We start from the raw sequence: 17,106 nt of genomic DNA on the forward strand, positions 1-17,106 counted from the left end.
AGTCTACATTCAAATTAACCCATTCGACAAAACCCGGGGCGTGACAGGCACCTGTCGAAACAGGTGCCTGTCAAAAAAATTTCATACATACGCTACTCTATCACTACCTTCTTTGTATATAAAGTGTGAAAGGAGGTGAGGAAGCATGGCAAATCAAGTATTACTAGATTCACAGTTACGATTAGTCTTTGATATGGGTGTTGATGAGAAAGGAAAGATCATTTTAAAAAACAAAAACTACAACAACATCAAAACAGCTGCAACGGCTGATGAATTATTGAGTGTAGCTCAAGCGATCGTTAGCTTACAAACTGAAACATTATCAGCTGTAGAGCGTAACAACTCAAATCAAATTATGGCGTAACGTCTCTTGGATTGACTTATTACTAACAATAGAAAGGAGGTGTCATGGATGGCTAAAACTCTAGAACTTCAATTTTTGAACGCTGAAGGTAAAACAGTGAAAATCAACATCGATTCACCTATCGATCCTGTTGATTCAGCAACACTAACATCTGCAATGGATGCAATTCTTGCTGCTAATGTTTTCATCACAACTGGTGGAGAATTTGTTGCTAAAAAGGGCGCAAGAATGATTGAACGTAATGTATCTGATATCGAACTTGCGTAAAATATGACAAAAAGGACTAACATGTAATTTTTAAACATGTTAGTCCTTTTCATTAGATTAATGTTAATGAAAAGTGAGGTGTAAGAAAATGGAGCAATGGTTATCAGTTATTAGCGAAGTGGGATTTCCTATTGTCGTCACGTTGTTTTTACTTAATAGGATTGAAAGCAAGCTAGATACGTTAAATCATTCGATTCAAATGCTACCTATTCAATTGGAGAAGAAATGAAGTAGATGATGATTAAAAGGACCTTTTGTGAAGGTCCTTTTGATTTGTGAAACATTGTTGTGAAACAAGAAAATTCGGGTGGTGACAGGCACCAGATCTACTCTGCAAATACGATTAATCTTTCATCTTCTTTTTCTGTGCATGTAATTAGTGTAAGTGTTGTTGCGTCATTTTTTTGATTTAGTGGTGATAAGTCTGTATCTTTGACTCGGTACATTTTTCTTATTGTGTAGCTTTTTTCTTTTCCATCGTTATCGGTTAGGATGATATTGTCATTAATGTTGACTTTCTTTAGCTTGCCGAAAAAGGTGCCATTCCGTTTATTATGACCTGCCAATACTAAGTTACCCACCTTGTTTAGTTCAGGTCCTGTGACCTTACTTATTGATAAATCTAGGTTTTCTTCACTAACCTTATTAAGAATTGTATATGATAGATCAACTGAAGGAATCTTGATTACCCCGATCACCATAGCTGCATGAGAATCGTTCGAAATTGCTTTTCCCTCTAACGCATCAGAATAATCATTCATTAATTGTTTTCTAGCTTCTTTTAGCATTCTTTCTTCGTAAAAGCGTTGACCTTTTACACTGACTAATATAATCAATATAATGATCAAAATTAGAGTGAAAACCTTTTTAATTTTCATAAGCTTATTTCCCCTAAAACCGTAACTTTTGTCTATCTTTTGTTTATAAAGACTACTTTCTGCTAATTTACAGCTCTTACTTTTTATTCAGCTCTTCGTTTACGTCTCCAAACAAATACTAAAATGGCCACTACTCCTGCAATGGCAATATTCAAATAAAGATCAATGTAAGAATCATCACCTGTTTTTGGAAGTTTTGTTAGACTTGATTTTTCAACTGGTGACGCCGATTCTTCAATTACTTTCTCATTATTATTTTCGGAATCTTTTACTGGTTGATCAGATTCAACAACTCCCACTTCTTCATTATTAGTAGTTTCTCCTTTTTCACTAACATAAATAGGTGTGAAGGTACTAAATTTATTAATTTGAAATTCATAACCAGTGAAGCCTTTTTCATTAAATGCAGTCTTTTTCCCTTTAATAATCTCTTTCGTACCATCATCATGCTCAATAAAGATATACAGGTTGTCTAATGATTGATCTTCTTCTAATAGCGAATTTATTAAGCTATTTTCAAAAGGTAGAGTAATAGTAACTTGTTTACTCTTCATATTTGTATGAATCTCTAATGGCCTACCAAGAATGGTCATAGATTTATTATCGATTAATGTACTTATTATTTCTTCATTTTCTGCTCTTGATTGAATCTGTTGTTTTTCTTCATTGGATTTCACTGGGACAAATCGGAAATATAAGTCTTCATTTAAATCTTCTAAAGAGCTAGTAGGCACTGTTATTTGAAAGTTTTTCGCGATAATTTCTAAATTAATATTAGAATTAGCTAAAAGTTTCGTTCCTTCAACAGGTATAGAAAAGAATATTTCTGTAACATTGTCGTCATTGTCAGGAACAATAATTTTAGCAGTATCAGAATCCTGCTTTTTAAGATTATCAATTGTTTCTTTCACAGCATCTTCTGAAAAAGTGATGTAATCCTTAATCACACCATTTGAATAAGTTGTCCGTTCGATAGGTGTTTTGGAAACAACCGAATTTCCTTTTGATTCAATATCTACTGTAATAACGTCAGTCTTTGAATCTTCAGGATTTTTAGCTTTATTTCTTGTGACAATACTTTTATATTTTTTTGTAGAGCCATCTTCTGCTGTAATTGATATCTCGAACTCATTTGCTCCAACTGATAAAGGATAAGCAGAAGAAAGTGTTCCATTCTTAACAGTTTTCCCATTAATAGAAACTGTTGCTTTAGCAGACTCTGTTGTTGGAACAAATGAAATATTTTTTACAGTTTGGTCAACTGTTGTTGAATATTTTGTTACGTCACTTGTAAAGGAAGGCTTTAATGATCCATCACTTATTAATAAACTTTTTAACTGTGCATTACTAGATTTATTGATGGTAAGCTTTCCTTGTTCAACATTAACAGTTAACTGTCTATTAGATGAATCAGTAAAGGATAAAGCTTCTTTATTTTCTGTTGGGATAGTTATTGCTTTTTCCCCGAATTCTTTCACTTCTTTTATCTTAAATTGAATCGTAAAAAGCTTTTTATTTTGGTCTAAAGGGTAATCTCCAGCTGATGTATCAGCCCATGCTGTTCTCAAATGCCCTTTATTATTGCTAAAATCAAACCAAAAACACCCTGTATCATTTTTAGAACAATTGTCAGCAAGACTGCCGTATATATCTTTAACTCCAATAACCTCTAAGGATTCCTTGTCATAATTTAATTCCATCCCATATGCCGCAATATCTTTCTTTGACGTATTCAGATGTACTGGAACCTCTACAACTTGTCCAACCTCGCCACTTATATTTCCAATTGAAAGAACTGCATCTGTTTGTTCACTAGCAGCAATAGGTTGAATCGGTAACATATTTAAGATGATAAGAAGGGCAAGAATGCTTTGCCCTATCAACTTTAGCTTTGTTTTCATCTAGTTATCTCCCTTTTTATCATTCAGCTTCTATTTAAAAAACCTAGTTTGTATGTTTACCCATGTATTGATATGTTCCAACAGGATACTGTTGCCACTGATTTTTCACATAACCATATGAACCATGTGTTAGTCCTGGGTTTCTAACAAGTGTTCCTCCATTTGGTAAAATTGGATTTGAACCACTTATCCTCGGATCACCTAATACATCAACAATTCTTCCATTATGTTTTAGGACAAGGGCATTGATAACTGTATTAGGACTGACTAATGTAGCTTCATCATTATAGTACCAAGCACTAGTTACATCCATATATTCATAAAAAGCTCGATCAACAATAATAAACGGTGCATTTGCAAGTCCCATACTAAAAAGCTGCACGTTTAAGATATCCTTTTTTCCAAGATTACTATTCCATTTATGAACCTCTAGCTCATAACCTGTTAAATCTCCATTGACAGGAGGAAAAATTTCAACAGCCGTATTATTTCCAGGTCCTTGTAAATATTCTGAGATAAAACCTGATGGTTGTTCTATTTGAGATCTAATCGTCATCGGATTTGAAGTAACAGATTTTCCTTTTACAGTAGCCGATTCTTTAGCTGTTATTGATAGCTGGTTGAAATCTATATCAAAATCAGTACCATCGTACTCAAATAGTATGCCTCCCATTTCGCCATAAGCATATGCCACTGCAATTCGGAAACCTGGTGGTGCGTTATTTAAGATAAAATCTTGCTCACTCACAGTTTCCTTGAAAGAATCCCCTGACAACATGAGTTCAATGAACCCTCCACCTTCCTCTAAAAGATGCATTTCATCATTAAATGGCATAGGTGTAAAAGCTAATAATTCAGCTTTAGATTCTGTTGTAAATGACCATTCCGTTGGACCATATAATCCAGGAAACTTATTATCTGCTTCATCTACTATTGCATTCTGTTCTACCTCAATATAATAGCTTGTTCCATTATCAAGCTGTGGTTGTTTAATTGTTACATTCACTCCGTTTATTGTAATCTGATTACTATCTGTTGTTTGATAGGACTTAACAATACTATCATCATCAAGTCTTCGGATTATCACGTTTCCTGTAGATGCTTTTACATTTTCACTAAATGTAAGGATCAAATCTCCTGTTGGTGATACATCAACAGCTCCATTTGTTGGAAGACTTTTTTCTATCACTGGAGCTACTCGATCTTTTACTGCTATTTTCTCTGAAGTGCTAACTGAATAAGTTTGATTCGTTTGATTTCCAGTTAAAGCAACAGGAGTCACTTCAAAGAATAAATATTTATCTTCATCATCATCTTGAATAACATATACTAAAGAATTTGCTCCTTGAATTTCTTCCTTATCACTACCATCTTGATTAGAACCTCTGTACCACTTATACAAAGAACTTCCTTCAAGGTCATTTTCTACATCTTCATAGTGATAGCTACCAGTAAGAGTCTCACCAATTTTTTTCTCACCATTTACGGATATAGTTGAGATTAAAGGTACATCATTAACTTCTTGAATCGTTAATTCCACTCTAGCAACCTCTGACTCCGCGTTTCCATCAGTTACTTTATATGTGAAAACGTCTTTTCCTGTCTGGTTTGCAGAAGGTTGATATGAAAAAGCACCCGTTTTAGAATCTGTAATCGTTACGCTTCCCTTTTGACCATTTTCTACAATAATATAAGTTAGCTCGTCTCCATCTAGGTCTTTTGCTGATAGAGTGCCTGTTGCTGGTTCATCTTCAGTTACTTCGAGAGTTCCATCTGCAGAAGTTGGAATATCATTTACAGGTTTTACTTCGATTGTGACTGTTTGTTCCTTGGATTCGAGTTTTCCATCGGTTACTTTATAAGTAAATTGATCGGTTCCATAGAAGTTTGCTTTTGGTGTGTATATGAATGTGCCATCTTCGTTTAGCGTTAATGTGCCATGAGTTGGATCACTTACTTTGATTGCTTTTAATGCATCATTTTCCTGATCTTCATCGTTTACTAGAATACTTTCCGGACCAACTACATTTAAAATTGTATCTTCCTGTACTTCATATTGATCTGCCTTCGCTGTTGGTGCATCGTTTACTGCTTTTATATCAACTTCCACTGTCGCAATTGCTGAATCCACTTTTCCATCATTAACCTTGTATGTAAAGCTGTCTTTGCCTGTTGCGTTTGCATTCGGTTCATATTTGTAAGCACCAGTCTTAGTGTTCGTTATTGTTACTTTTCCTTTTTGGGCGTCAGCTACGATACTGTAAGTTAAGTCATCTCCATCTATATCCTTTGCTGATAGAGTGCCAGTTGCTGGTTCATCTTCAGTTACTTCGAGAGTTCCATCTGAAGAAGTTGGGTTATCATTAACTGCTTTCACTTCAATTGTGACCGTTTGTTCCTTTGATTCTAGGTTTCCATCGGTTACTTTATAAGTAAATTGATCGATTCCATGGAAGTTTGCTTTTGGTGTGTAAGTGAATGTGCCATCTTCGTTTAACGTTAATGTCCCATGAGTTGGATCACTTACTTTGATTGCTTTTAATGCATCATTTTCTAGATCTTCATCGTTTACTAGAATACTTTCCGGACCAACTACATTTAAGACTGTATCTTCTTGTACTTCAAACTGATCTGCCTTCGCTGTTGGTGCATCGTTTACTGCTTTTATATTAACTTCCACTGTCGCTACTTCTGAATCCACTTTTCCATCATTAACCTTGAACGTAAAGCTGTCTTTGCCAGTTGCATTAGGATTTGGCTCATATGTGTAAGCACCAGTTTTAGTGTTTGATATTGTTAATTTTCCTTTTGTGGCATCAGCTACGATACTGTAAGTTAGGTCGTCTCCATCTATATCTTTTGCTGATAGAGTGCCTGTTGCTGGTTCATCTTCAGTTACTTCGAGAGTTCCATCTGCAGAAGTTGGGTTATCATTAACAGGTTTTACGTCAATTGTGACCGTTTGTTCCTTTGATTCTAGGTTTCCATCGGTTACTTTATAAGTAAATTGATCGATTCCATGGAAGTTTGCTTTTGGTGTGTAAGTGAATGTGCCATCTTCGTTTAACGTTAATGTCCCATGAGTTGGATCACTTACTTTGATTGCTTTTAATGCATCATTTTCTAGATCTTCATCGTTTACTAGAATACTTGACGGACCAACTACATTTAAGACTGTATCTTCTTGTACTTCAAACTGATCTGCCTTCGCTGTTGGTGCATCGTTTACTGCTTTTATATTAACTTCCACTGTCGCTACTTCTGAATCCACTTTTCCATCATTAACCTTGAACGTAAAGCTGTCTTTGCCTGTTGCGTTTGCATTCGGTTCATATTTGTAAGCACCAGTCTTAGTGTTTGTTATTGTTACTTTTCCTTTTTTCGCATCAGCTACGATACTGTAAGTTAGCTCGTCTCCATCTAGGTCTTTTGCTGATAGAGTGCCTGCTGCTGATTCATCTTCAGTTACTTCGAGAGTTCCATCTGTAGAGGTTGGCATATCATTTACGGGTTTTACGTCGATTGTGACCGTTTGTTCCTTGGATTCTAGTTTTCCATCGGTTACTTTATAAGTAAACTGATCGATTCCATGGAAGTTTGCTTTTGGTGTGTATATGAATGTGCCATCTTCGTTTAGCGTTAATGTGCCGTGTGTTGGATCACTTACTTTGATTGCTTGTAATGCATCATTTTCTAGATCTTCATCGTTTACTAGAATACTTGCTGGAGCAACTACATTTAAGACTGTATCTTCTTGTACTTCATACTGATCTGCCTTCGCTGTTGGTGCATCGTTTACTGCTTTTATATTAACTTCCACTGTCGCTACTTCTGAATCCACTTTTCCATCATTAACCTTGAACGTAAAGCTGTCTTTGCCTGTTGCATTAGGATTTGGCTCATATGTGTAAGCACCAGTTTTAGTGTTTGATATTGTTAATTTTCCTTTTGTGGCATCAGCTACGATACTGTAAGTTAGGTCGTCTCCATCTATATCTTTTGCTGATAGAGTGCCTGTTGCTGGTTCATCTTCAGTTACTTCGAGAGTTCCAGCATTAGAAACAGGTAGATCATTGACTGGAAGTACATTTATAGTGACAATTTGATCATTTGAATCAACTTTCCCATCATTTGCTTTGTAAGAAAATTGATCTTTTCCGACAAAATCTGCATGAGGTACATATGTAAATGTGCCATCATTATTGAAGGTTAGTTTACCATTTTTAGGTTCGCTTAATTTAACAGCTGTTAAAGAGTCATTTTCTAAGTCTTGATCATTTGTTAGAATACTTGTCGGACCAACTACATTTAAAATTGTATCTTCCTGTACTTCATACTGATCTGCCTTCGCTATTGGTGCATCGTTTACTGCTTTAATATCAACTTCTACTGTGGCTACTCCTGAATCCACTTTCCCATCATTAACCTTGAACGTAAAGCTGTCTTTGCCTGTTGCGTTAGGATTTGGCTCATATTTATAAGCACCAGTCTTAGTGTTTGTTATTGTTACTTTTCCTTTTTTTCCATCAGCTACGATACTGTAAATAAGTTCGTCACCATCTATGTCTTTTGCTGATAGAGTGCCTGTTGCTGGTTCATCTTCAGTTACTTCAAGTGTTCCAGCATTAGAAACAGGTATATCATTGACTGGTAATACATCTATAGTTACAATTTGATCATTTGAATCAACTTTCCCATCATTTGCTTTGTATGAAAATTGATCTTTTCCGACAAAATCTGCATGAGGTACATATGTAAATGTTCCATCATTATTGAAGGTTAATTTTCCATTTTTAGGTTCGCTTACTTGGATGCCTATAAGTGTATTGTCTTCTATATCAAGATCATTTCTAAATACATTTTCGGCACTATCAACAATTAATGGTTGATCTTCCTTAGTAGAATAGCTATCACTTATTGCTATCGGGGCATCGTTAACCTCCGATAATTCTACAAAATAATTAGTACTTGTAGGAGTAGAATCTGTAGGTTTTCCTACGTACTTAGCCATTAGTAAACTCGCATCGGTGTTTGTTACTTTTCCATCACCATTAATGTCTAATTGTTTGAGTTCTTCCGTACTCAATTTTATCTTACCACTAGTAACTTGATAGATGTAAAGAGCATCTGCAGGTGTTATCAAGCCATCTCCATTGATATCGCCAATCTTACTAATAATCAATTCAAATTGATCTGTTATAAGATTACCTTGATCATCCTTAGCAGTTACTTTTATTAGTGAATTTCCAAATCCTTTAACTGTTAAAATAACATTTAGTTCACTAACCGAAACAGATACGACATTCTGATCATTAAGGACTTCTACTTTAATTGTGCTAGGATCTACCGAAGTTGTAAAACGTTGCGTAAAATCTATTGAAATATCATCATTATTAAGAGCTACTTTTGATTTCATCCATTCTAAATCTTCGCTAAACATAACCTTTTGATTATTAATTTCTTCTGCTTTTACAAAACTAACATTAGGTAGTGTTGTAGAAAATATAGCAACAGCACTTACTGTTAATAAAAACCTCTTTTTACTTGAAGATAAAAAGTGGTGACTGTTTTGACTACTCAATGAAAATCCTCCTTAAGAATCACGAAATATATACTATAACTCTGATAATATAGCATAAAAATTAGGGGAAAAGTCACAATTTTCATTGTCAAGAAAAATATATTTCTCAAAGGAAAATTCATGGGAATAATGTCTACAAGATAAGTATTTTTCACCAGGATACTACATGAATTTTTTACAATGATAATAACAATAAAACGGAAGAATTTAACTGTCTAATATAGAATAAGGTACTAAAATTAGATAAACGAAACAATCTATTTAGGAAGTTAATTATTTTGGTAAAAAGACAATAAGATAATATAAGTTCTTTTTAATTGCTAACTTTTCTTACAAGTCAAGCGTCCAAGTCCCATATAACACACCATGCCTACCTTTTACCTTCATTCTTAATCTTAGGTTCAAATAACTTAGTGATTCTCCCCCATTCCCAAAAACTAAAGTCGACTCTTTGATCAATTGGAGTAAGACTCCTGTAACAAGACTCATTCTTCTAAACTTATAAAATTCTCAAAAATACAAAAAAGTCAAAAATCAAAAGGACCTTATTTAAAGGTCCTTTTGATTTGTGAAGCATTTATGTGAAACAAGAAAATTCGGGTGGTGACAGGCACCAGATCTACTTCCCTACAAAATATTGACTCAAATACTCCATCCACACCTTGTGACCACTATCATTTGGCAAGCTTTCTGCTGTAAGATAATTTTTAAGTTTTTCATCCTTTGCATCAGGCCACTTCTCCCAATGATTTAAGTATGCAATATTCTGTTCCTCAGCAAATACTCTTAATTCGTCAATTTGCTTTGGATAATACGTTGCACCATAAATCGGGTTTCCTGGTTGCAAAAAGATTGTCACTTCTTCATTTACTGCTTTCCAACTCTCGATCACTTTCCCTATGCTATCAAAACGATTTTTCATCGCAATTTTCTCTGTATTATCACTAATTGTGAACGGTTCAAATAAAACGATATCAGGTTTTAATTCACTAACCTTTTCGTAGGATTTTGTTCTATTAACATCAATTGACGTTTTTTCACCTTCTGATATAACTGTAATGTTAAAAATACCTTCACCATATGTTTCTACTAGTTGCTTTTTGAAAAGCTCTGGCCATGCTCCATTTTCTTCAGGAGAACTTTCTGAGCCATAAATGACAAATTGCAAAGGTTGACCTGTCTTAGATGAAGCGATTATTTTATCTTGTAGCGTTTTCGGTAGATGTTTTATGTATGTGGAAAGATCCTTATGCGACTGTTTATCTGGTTCTGGTTCTGCCGCTTTCTCAATCTCCTCTTTTGGTAAATTACCTTCAGTATGTTTATCTTCTTCCACGTTATCCACCTTAACTGGCTCTCTTAACATTTCAGCTTGAGCTGATAGTTTATTATTCCAATGAATATTTCCTGCAATGATTGAGCCAACACACAGCAATAATACGATCGTATAAATCAATCTCTTCACAAAATCCCCTCCAGCTGTTTACTATCACTATTTGAAATCGATTCCACTATAATTTAACGACTATATCAATATTTCATTCCTATTGATATAAAGTTGGAAGTCTACTAATTAGTATAAAGTGCTTCAAGACCCTTTTCTAACATAATCGTTAGACAAATTACTATAACTAATACTAGCATTCACCATACTTTTACCTAATGTTAATAAGAAGAAGTCGAATGAACTTGAAAGTGGTCATATTTGATGATAATTAATGGAATTGTTTTGGGATTTGTGTGGAACATTGTTGTGAAACAAGAAAATCCGGGTGGTGACAGGCACCAAATCTACTTCGGCTCCCCACCGATCCACTGCCCTGTATAGGTTGAGCCGTCTTGATAGTACATGGTTCCTTGACCATCTGGTTTCCCAGCTTTCAATTCGCCAATATATTTTTCTCCATTTTGCCAAGTGTACTCTCCTGAACCGGTTATATTTCCCTCTAAGAAATCTCCTTTATAGGTTGTGCCATCCGTCCAACGCATGGTTCCTTTACCATGTGGTTTTCCTTTTTTTGTGTCTCCGGTATAAGTAGAACCATCTCTCCAAGCAAGTGTACTTTGATTACTTACTACTTCTTCTAAAGAAGCATTAGTAGTATACTTTGATACATGACCTTGGACACCTTTATATACAAGAAATCCAGTTATAGCAATCACGCTTAGAACCACTAACAAGTCTAAGATTCTTCGACTAGTCTTCTTGTCACTAAGTTGATATTTACTGATTCTTTTCGTATCATATTCTGTGCTAAATAGTACTCGTTCACAGTTTTTACATGTATTACGCAAAGGTTCATTCGGTGTATGACAAAAAGCACAAACATAATAATTTTTGGGATTATTGAATTTTTTTACTTTAGGTGTATGTATTATATTTGTTCGTTTCTTAATTAGTTTTACTTTACTGTTACTTTTCTTGATCTTTTCATAACAGATGCCACATAATATGACCTTTTTAAATGTGTTACCTTTATCCTCTGGATGAAGAATTTGAAAAGCAGTTAATTCACTTTCATCCATAAGTTTATTGTTTTTATCCAAATAAATAGTATGAGCTAAACGATCAGTTTGTTTGCAAGCACTACACTTCATGTTATCTCCTAACCTATTACCATTTTTATCATAAACATAATTTTACATATAATGATAAAAAATAACTACTAGGAAAAGGAAATTATATGTAAAAGTATTTGAATTCGACAAAAACCGGGGCGTGACAGGCACCACAAAGGAGGTTTTTACTTTGAATCTAGCAAAATTCCCTAGACGACGTTATACTTCAGCACCTACACCTATCGAAAAATTAGAACATCTTTCTGAGTATCTTGGTGGACCATCTATTTATGTAAAACGAGATGATTTACTTGGTCTTGCAGCTGGTGGAAATAAAACAAGAAAATTAGAATTTATTGTAGCCGATGCACTCGCAAAAGGTGCAGATACATTAATTACTTGTGGAGGCATTCAATCAAACCATTGTCGCCTAACCCTAGCAGCTGCCATTAAAGAGAAAATGAAGTGCATTCTTGTGTTAGAAGAAAACCTAGTCAAAAATTCTGATAAACCAGAACGTAACGGAAATTATTTTCTCTATCATATATTAGGTGCAGAAAACATTAAGGTTGTGTCAAATGGAACAGATTTAATGAAAGAAATGCAACAAATAGCACAAGAAGTAGAAGCTAATGGTCGCAAACCCTACATCATTCCTGTTGGTGGATCAACAGCTATCGGGGCAACAGGATATGCTGCTTGTGCAAACGAAGTATTAGCACAAACCTTTGAACAAGGAATCAACATTCATTCCGTTGTTTGTGTAAGTGGAAGTGGTGGAATGCACGCAGGCTTGATTACTGGATTCGCTAGCACTCAAAGTAATATTCCTGTTGTAGGAATAAATGTAAGCAGAGGAAAGGCCATGCAGGAAGAAAAAGTCTTTCAATTAGTTAAAGAAACTTCAGCACACATAAGGATTCAACATCCGATACCATCTGATGCCGTTACCTGTTTTGATGAATATGTTGGAGAAGGCTATGCAATCCCTACGCCTGAAATGGTGGAAGCAGTCAAATTGTTTGCAAAAACGGAAGGACTTTTACTTGATCCGGTATACACTGGTAAAGCTGCAGCAGGACTTATTGATCTTATACGTAAAGGATATTTTAAAAAGGAAGAAAACGTTTTGTTTGTCCACTCTGGTGGAGCTCCTGGGTTGTATGCTAATACTGAGATTTTTAGAGATTTTGAAGCTTAGTGTACAAGTAAATTTCTATGTGAATGGTGAGTTATGTTATTTAAAGAGATGTTTTTAAGAAGTACTTAATTAAAGTAATATACCTTTAATTTACTCTACTCTTTAAAAAATAAAGAATTATAGAAAAGGGGTTAAAGCTGTTTATTTGCCTCAACTATCCTTTTCCTATTGGTGGTTCAAGCTGTGGAACATTGTGTGAAACAAGAAAATTCGGGTGGTGACAGGCACCGCCCGAAATAAAATCAAATAAACCGAGAGAGGAAATCTCCCCACTATGACATTCTTAGAAAAAGTACAGCCCTATATCTTAAGTGATGATAAGGTATTACGTTCGTTTGCATTAACAACCATAGATAAAAGTTATTTAGGTACAGAGCATACCTTTTTTCTTGCTTTTGAAGCTATGGATAAACTACCGATAACTCCTATGGTAAACAAAATTATTCCTTATACAAGTAAAATTCCTTTTACAGAAAAAATGTTAAAAGAGGTTCTTCTACGTTTAGAAAAAGAAGATGGAAATAAAATTTGGTACGTAAGTATGTTAGATCGCTGTGATACAGATCTACTGTTTAAATTTAAAGATCAGTTAACACCATACATTAACAAAGGTGCTTTAGATCATTATTTTTCTCTTTTATCCATGAATAGTGAACAGTTATTTATGGAAGCCGGCACTATAATGAACCAACTCGAAGGCGAATTTAACAATCAATTATATCGTTTTGGAAAGAGAGTATTCAAAGAACTGATAAAACATGGTGTGTATGAACCCGAAAACTTTTGGGACATTGCAGCTGGAATTGAAGCAGAAATAGAAAACGACTATTTTTCCTTTAACGGAATTTACAATGTGTTTCTGGCAGGTGAACAAAAAGTAGAATCACTAGTGCCTACCCTATCAACCCTATTAGAAAGAACAGAGGAAGACTTTTTACTAGAAGAAGTTGCAACAGCATTAATTAAAATCGGTAATGAGGAAGTACTAAAAGAAGTAGAAAAGAATCTTCAACAAGTTGATACATCCTATTCTGCAGTAGATATTATAGCAAATATTAAACTACCTCTTGCAGAAGAAATACTATTGCGTCAGTTTCAAATAGTAAAAGATAAGACAATCAAAACAATGATAGCTGATGCTTTGTTAACACAGCTTTCAACAAGAGCCATTCCGATGATTATAGATTTCATCGAAGAAGGTTATAACGACGGATTACTGAATCTCGAAGAGTCATTGTATGCTTGTTGTGTGATAAACGAGGTTGATCATCCAATGTTAAATCAGTGGAAACAAAAATTAGTAAATGCAGAAAAAGACCAGGAACAAAGAGCGAAAGAACTCAATCAAAAAATAGCAAATTCTACGAAAGTTGGACGTAATGACCCATGTCCTTGTGGTAGTGGGAGGAAATTTAAGAAGTGTTGTGGTTAAGACGTTAAGTTTAACCCTATAAACTTCCATTCACACGATAGACAAAGGGAGGTAATGAATACTTATGTTCATTAGCCTCTCTCTTTTTCTGATATTCACTCAAATTTGGACTTATATATATTCTGTGAAACAAGAAAATCCGGGGCGTGACAGGCACCTCACAACGCATATCCCCTACTCCTTAGGTTTTCAACCATAGTAGAATCACTTTCCAGAGACCAATATTGTTCTCTACCTTCCTCAACAGAAAGTCTTGTTAGTAGCTGATCCAATACACCTTTGTAATAGCCAAACAGATTATTAATTTTCTTTCTCTTTGTCGCTTGGTAAGCTAGCTTAATTGCTACAGTGCCTAAGTCAAGAAGCTGTTTTTCACTATAATAATCCTTAATATCTTTTATTTGATAAAGATAAACTCCATAAAGGCGGTTAATTTCTTTTTTCTCTGTAGTAAAGCAAGAACACATATCACGAAAATGTTCGTATGGTATCAGAACGGGACTGTTATACGTTTTTAGATCTTTTAAATTGTTTAAGGAAGAAAAATTGTTTTTTGGTGTGACATTTTTAGGCTGATCTTGTGTGACATATGTAGTTTCTACATCTGCTTCTTCTACAAATGGCTGGATTACAATCGCGTTAGATGTTTGTTGTTGATCACTGTTTCTCTTCATTTCATGTTGCTTAATAATCCCTAAATCTTCAAGTGCAGCACAAACACGTATAATCGTTCGACGAGTTTTGCCGACCATTTCAGCAATTTTATTTTTGGTTAAATATGAAACTCCTAAATATTTTACACTGTATCTTCCTAATAGTTTTAAAATGATGATCATTGTTTTTGTTAGATTGTTTTTATGATGGGTGATGTGGCTGTAAATGGATTGGTTTAAATCTTCAAGGCTTGAGAATGTTGATAGCGTTTTATATGTATCAATTGATGCTATTGTTGTAATGGCTTTTTTCATGTCGAGTACCTCCCTATATTTGTTCATAGGTTATATAGGGAAATATGAGATCAAGGGTAGCGTTGGTTTTGTATTTTTTTATTAATTTTTAAAAATACATTGTAATAGAACAAAAAAAAGCCAGCAAAAGTACACTGACTTTCATTGCACCTATTTAGTTTGTTACTTTTAATCTTCCAATAAGTTCACATATTATTTTAACAACCGTTCCAATGACAACTAAAAATAAACTTAATGCAAGTCCATGACCGAACTTTTCTAAGTCATTTAAGTTTCCTACAAAATAAAAAGCTGAAACAAATGCTACTAAAAAGCACATATTTTGTGTCATTGTTCCCATTGCTAGTATTTTTTCTTTTTTAGATGTTAGCTTTCGAAACAGAATAAAACTAACAAACCAACTTAGTAACACAATCCCTATTCCTATAGGGTTTAATAACCATAGCATCTTTCTTCCTCGTTACCACTTCTTATAATATATCGGTTACGTAGGAAGAGATTTTACTTTTTAATTTGAGAACTGGGACTGTATCCAATCTTAGATTTGTTTTTAGTTTTATTTGTTAAGAATACGAAAATATAAAAGAGAAGTGCGCTTTATACTTCTCCCTGGAACTTACCAATAGGAAAGTAAATTAATTTCTTGAGAAACAACTTTTTGCTTCTAGTCGAGCGGAGTGTTCTTCTTGTTTTTCGACAAAACTCGGGGCGTGACAGGCACCTTAACTAAGTTTGAAATTTATCATCTCCATATCAAAATCCTCATACCCTTGGCTTATCCCCCACTGTTTTATATACCTAAATTCAGGATGGGTTGGATCAGCAATAATCTTAAGGAATTCTTCATATCCAGGTTCCCCACCAACATCTTCTGGTGGTGCATTTCCTTCACCAGCAAGACAAGTTGGATGATTTACATCATAGTTATCAATCATCTGTTCAACAACAATTGAATGCTGCCAAACGTCTCCAAAGTCATATGTGTATTCTATTTCAGCTGGAAGATAATCAACAAGCTTTTCCCCTGTTTCAAATTTCACGGGGACACTACTTTCAAGTTCAAAAGCCTCTTCATGACTCACTATCTTAGTCACTGGCATCAAATTGTCATCATTGTGCTTCATTTTATCAATATCTTTTGGCTTAGCTTTATAAATGGTGAACTCATGAAGATGACAATCTTGCCAACCAAAAACAATTTGCAATGTTTTATGTAGATCTGTAAATGTAATATTTTTCGGAACAACAATTCTACGCCAAATATGTCTATTTTCTAAAATCAATTTCACATGAAGAATAAGTGCTTCTGGTGAAAAAATCCGATTACCTACCAGATTTGAAAGATCAGCATATAGGTCTTCATTTGGACTAGAATAATCATTCTTCCCGTTACCAACAATCAAACGACTTACCCACTTATTAAGAGCAGACTGATTGATTTTGTCTAGATTTAATTCGCTTTCAAAAGCAGCCACAGCTTCACATGCTTTATTTAATCTAGCCACATGTGTTCGATCTTTTGTCGTTGTGAATGCCACTTCTTTAGCCTGAGAAATATATTGCTCAATCACATCGTCCTTTACTCCCTCATCACGAAAAGTTTCTTCAATCGATTGTAAAATAAACTGATCTATTTTTTTTATATGAGCAGCCTTTAGTCCATGAAGAACAATTATATAACGATTGCTATCATTCATAAGCACAAGTGTTTTTCTCCTGTTTATCGTTAAAAAATTGGCATGCCAAGAAAATAGAGCATTTTCTTCTGAAGTTAGTGCTGGTTTGACCTTTAATTCGGTTAAAAGCTTTTTTGTGCATTGTATCAGCATTTATTTTCACTCCTTGGAAACAGAACAACGATCTTTTCCATAATGTTTTTTCACGTTTAATTCTCAAAACATATCATATAGCCATGATCATCATCAACTTTTCACCAACAGGAATTCTATCAAATT

At 34.5% G+C, this 17,106-nt stretch carries 13 protein-coding genes; 5 read left to right on the forward strand and 8 right to left on the reverse strand.

The window, feature by feature from the left end:
* Window positions 1–145: 145 nt before the first annotated feature.
* The 3 genes from LC076_RS17835 (at window position 146) to LC076_RS17845 (ending at window position 860) form a co-directional block, all read left to right on the forward strand.
* Window positions 146–364 (forward strand): DUF1659 domain-containing protein, encoded by a 219-nt coding sequence (locus LC076_RS17835; RefSeq protein WP_226670441.1) that lies wholly within the window; start codon window positions 146–148, stop codon window positions 362–364.
* Window positions 365–412: 48 nt separating this feature from the next.
* Window positions 413–631: a DUF2922 domain-containing protein gene (locus LC076_RS17840; RefSeq protein WP_226670442.1), complete on the forward strand. Its 219-nt coding sequence runs from the start codon at window positions 413–415 to the stop codon at window positions 629–631.
* 88 nt (window positions 632–719) lie between these two features.
* Entirely contained in the window at window positions 720–860 is a 141-nt protein-coding gene (locus LC076_RS17845; protein WP_226670443.1) for a YvrJ family protein, read from the forward strand.
* A gap of 97 nt (window positions 861–957) precedes the next feature.
* On the opposite strand, the gene LC076_RS17850 is transcribed toward LC076_RS17845, so the two are convergent.
* The 5 genes from LC076_RS17850 to LC076_RS17870 form a co-directional block, all read right to left on the reverse strand.
* A complete protein-coding gene (locus tag LC076_RS17850) occupies window positions 958–1,509 on the reverse strand; it encodes a sortase (RefSeq protein WP_226670444.1) in 552 nt (183 codons plus the stop codon).
* A gap of 83 nt (window positions 1,510–1,592) precedes the next feature.
* A complete protein-coding gene (locus LC076_RS17855) occupies window positions 1,593–3,410 on the reverse strand; it encodes a cohesin domain-containing protein (RefSeq protein ID WP_226670445.1) in 1,818 nt (605 codons plus the stop codon).
* A 43-nt stretch (window positions 3,411–3,453) separates the two neighbouring features.
* Complete coding sequence (locus tag LC076_RS17860) at window positions 3,454–8,991, reverse strand: tandem-95 repeat protein (protein ID WP_226670446.1); 5,538 nt, start codon at window positions 8,989–8,991, stop codon at window positions 3,454–3,456.
* A gap of 619 nt (window positions 8,992–9,610) precedes the next feature.
* Window positions 9,611–10,456 (reverse strand): SGNH/GDSL hydrolase family protein, encoded by an 846-nt coding sequence (locus LC076_RS17865; protein ID WP_226670447.1) that lies wholly within the window; start codon window positions 10,454–10,456, stop codon window positions 9,611–9,613.
* Window positions 10,457–10,782: 326 nt separating this feature from the next.
* Complete coding sequence (locus LC076_RS17870; RefSeq protein WP_226670448.1) at window positions 10,783–11,589, reverse strand: MORN repeat-containing protein; 807 nt, start codon at window positions 11,587–11,589, stop codon at window positions 10,783–10,785.
* 151 nt (window positions 11,590–11,740) lie between these two features.
* Here LC076_RS17870 and LC076_RS17875 point away from each other — a divergent pair, with 151 nt between their 5' ends.
* Complete coding sequence (locus tag LC076_RS17875) at window positions 11,741–12,751, forward strand: D-cysteine desulfhydrase (protein ID WP_226670449.1); 1,011 nt, start codon at window positions 11,741–11,743, stop codon at window positions 12,749–12,751.
* 274 nt (window positions 12,752–13,025) lie between these two features.
* Window positions 13,026–14,183 (forward strand): YecA family protein, encoded by a 1,158-nt coding sequence (locus LC076_RS17880; protein ID WP_226670450.1) that lies wholly within the window; start codon window positions 13,026–13,028, stop codon window positions 14,181–14,183.
* A 158-nt stretch (window positions 14,184–14,341) separates the two neighbouring features.
* Here LC076_RS17880 and LC076_RS17885 read toward each other — a convergent pair whose 3' ends face one another.
* The 3 genes from LC076_RS17885 to LC076_RS17895 all read right to left on the reverse strand — a co-directional run bounded on the left by LC076_RS17885 (window position 14,342) and on the right by LC076_RS17895 (window position 16,980).
* Entirely contained in the window at window positions 14,342–15,151 is an 810-nt protein-coding gene (locus LC076_RS17885; RefSeq protein ID WP_226670451.1) for a helix-turn-helix domain-containing protein, read from the reverse strand.
* Window positions 15,152–15,305: 154 nt separating this feature from the next.
* Complete coding sequence (locus tag LC076_RS17890) at window positions 15,306–15,599, reverse strand: hypothetical protein (RefSeq protein WP_226670452.1); 294 nt, start codon at window positions 15,597–15,599, stop codon at window positions 15,306–15,308.
* A gap of 274 nt (window positions 15,600–15,873) precedes the next feature.
* A complete protein-coding gene (locus LC076_RS17895) occupies window positions 15,874–16,980 on the reverse strand; it encodes a plasmid pRiA4b ORF-3 family protein (protein WP_226670453.1) in 1,107 nt (368 codons plus the stop codon).
* Window positions 16,981–17,106: the final 126 nt, after the last annotated feature.

The organism is Metabacillus litoralis (genome assembly GCF_020524045.1).
Lineage (GTDB): Bacteria > Bacillota > Bacilli > Bacillales > Bacillaceae > Metabacillus > Metabacillus litoralis_C.

Excerpts from the sequence above, each read along its gene's own strand:
- LC076_RS17835 (WP_226670441.1), top strand. The coding sequence starts at position 146 with ATGGCAAATCAAGTATTACTAGATTCACAGTTACGATTAGTCTTTGAT.
- LC076_RS17840 (WP_226670442.1), top strand. The coding sequence starts at position 413 with ATGGCTAAAACTCTAGAACTTCAATTTTTGAACGCTGAAGGTAAAACA.
- LC076_RS17845 (WP_226670443.1), top strand. The coding sequence starts at position 720 with ATGGAGCAATGGTTATCAGTTATTAGCGAAGTGGGATTTCCTATTGTC.
- LC076_RS17850 (WP_226670444.1), bottom strand. The coding sequence starts at position 1,509 with ATGAAAATTAAAAAGGTTTTCACTCTAATTTTGATCATTATATTGATT.
- LC076_RS17855 (WP_226670445.1), bottom strand. The coding sequence starts at position 3,410 with ATGAAAACAAAGCTAAAGTTGATAGGGCAAAGCATTCTTGCCCTTCTT.
- LC076_RS17870 (WP_226670448.1), bottom strand. The coding sequence starts at position 11,589 with ATGAAGTGTAGTGCTTGCAAACAAACTGATCGTTTAGCTCATACTATT.
- LC076_RS17880 (WP_226670450.1), top strand. The coding sequence starts at position 13,026 with ATGACATTCTTAGAAAAAGTACAGCCCTATATCTTAAGTGATGATAAG.
- LC076_RS17885 (WP_226670451.1), bottom strand. The coding sequence starts at position 15,151 with ATGAAAAAAGCCATTACAACAATAGCATCAATTGATACATATAAAACG.
- LC076_RS17890 (WP_226670452.1), bottom strand. The coding sequence starts at position 15,599 with ATGCTATGGTTATTAAACCCTATAGGAATAGGGATTGTGTTACTAAGT.
- LC076_RS17895 (WP_226670453.1), bottom strand. The coding sequence starts at position 16,980 with ATGCTGATACAATGCACAAAAAAGCTTTTAACCGAATTAAAGGTCAAA.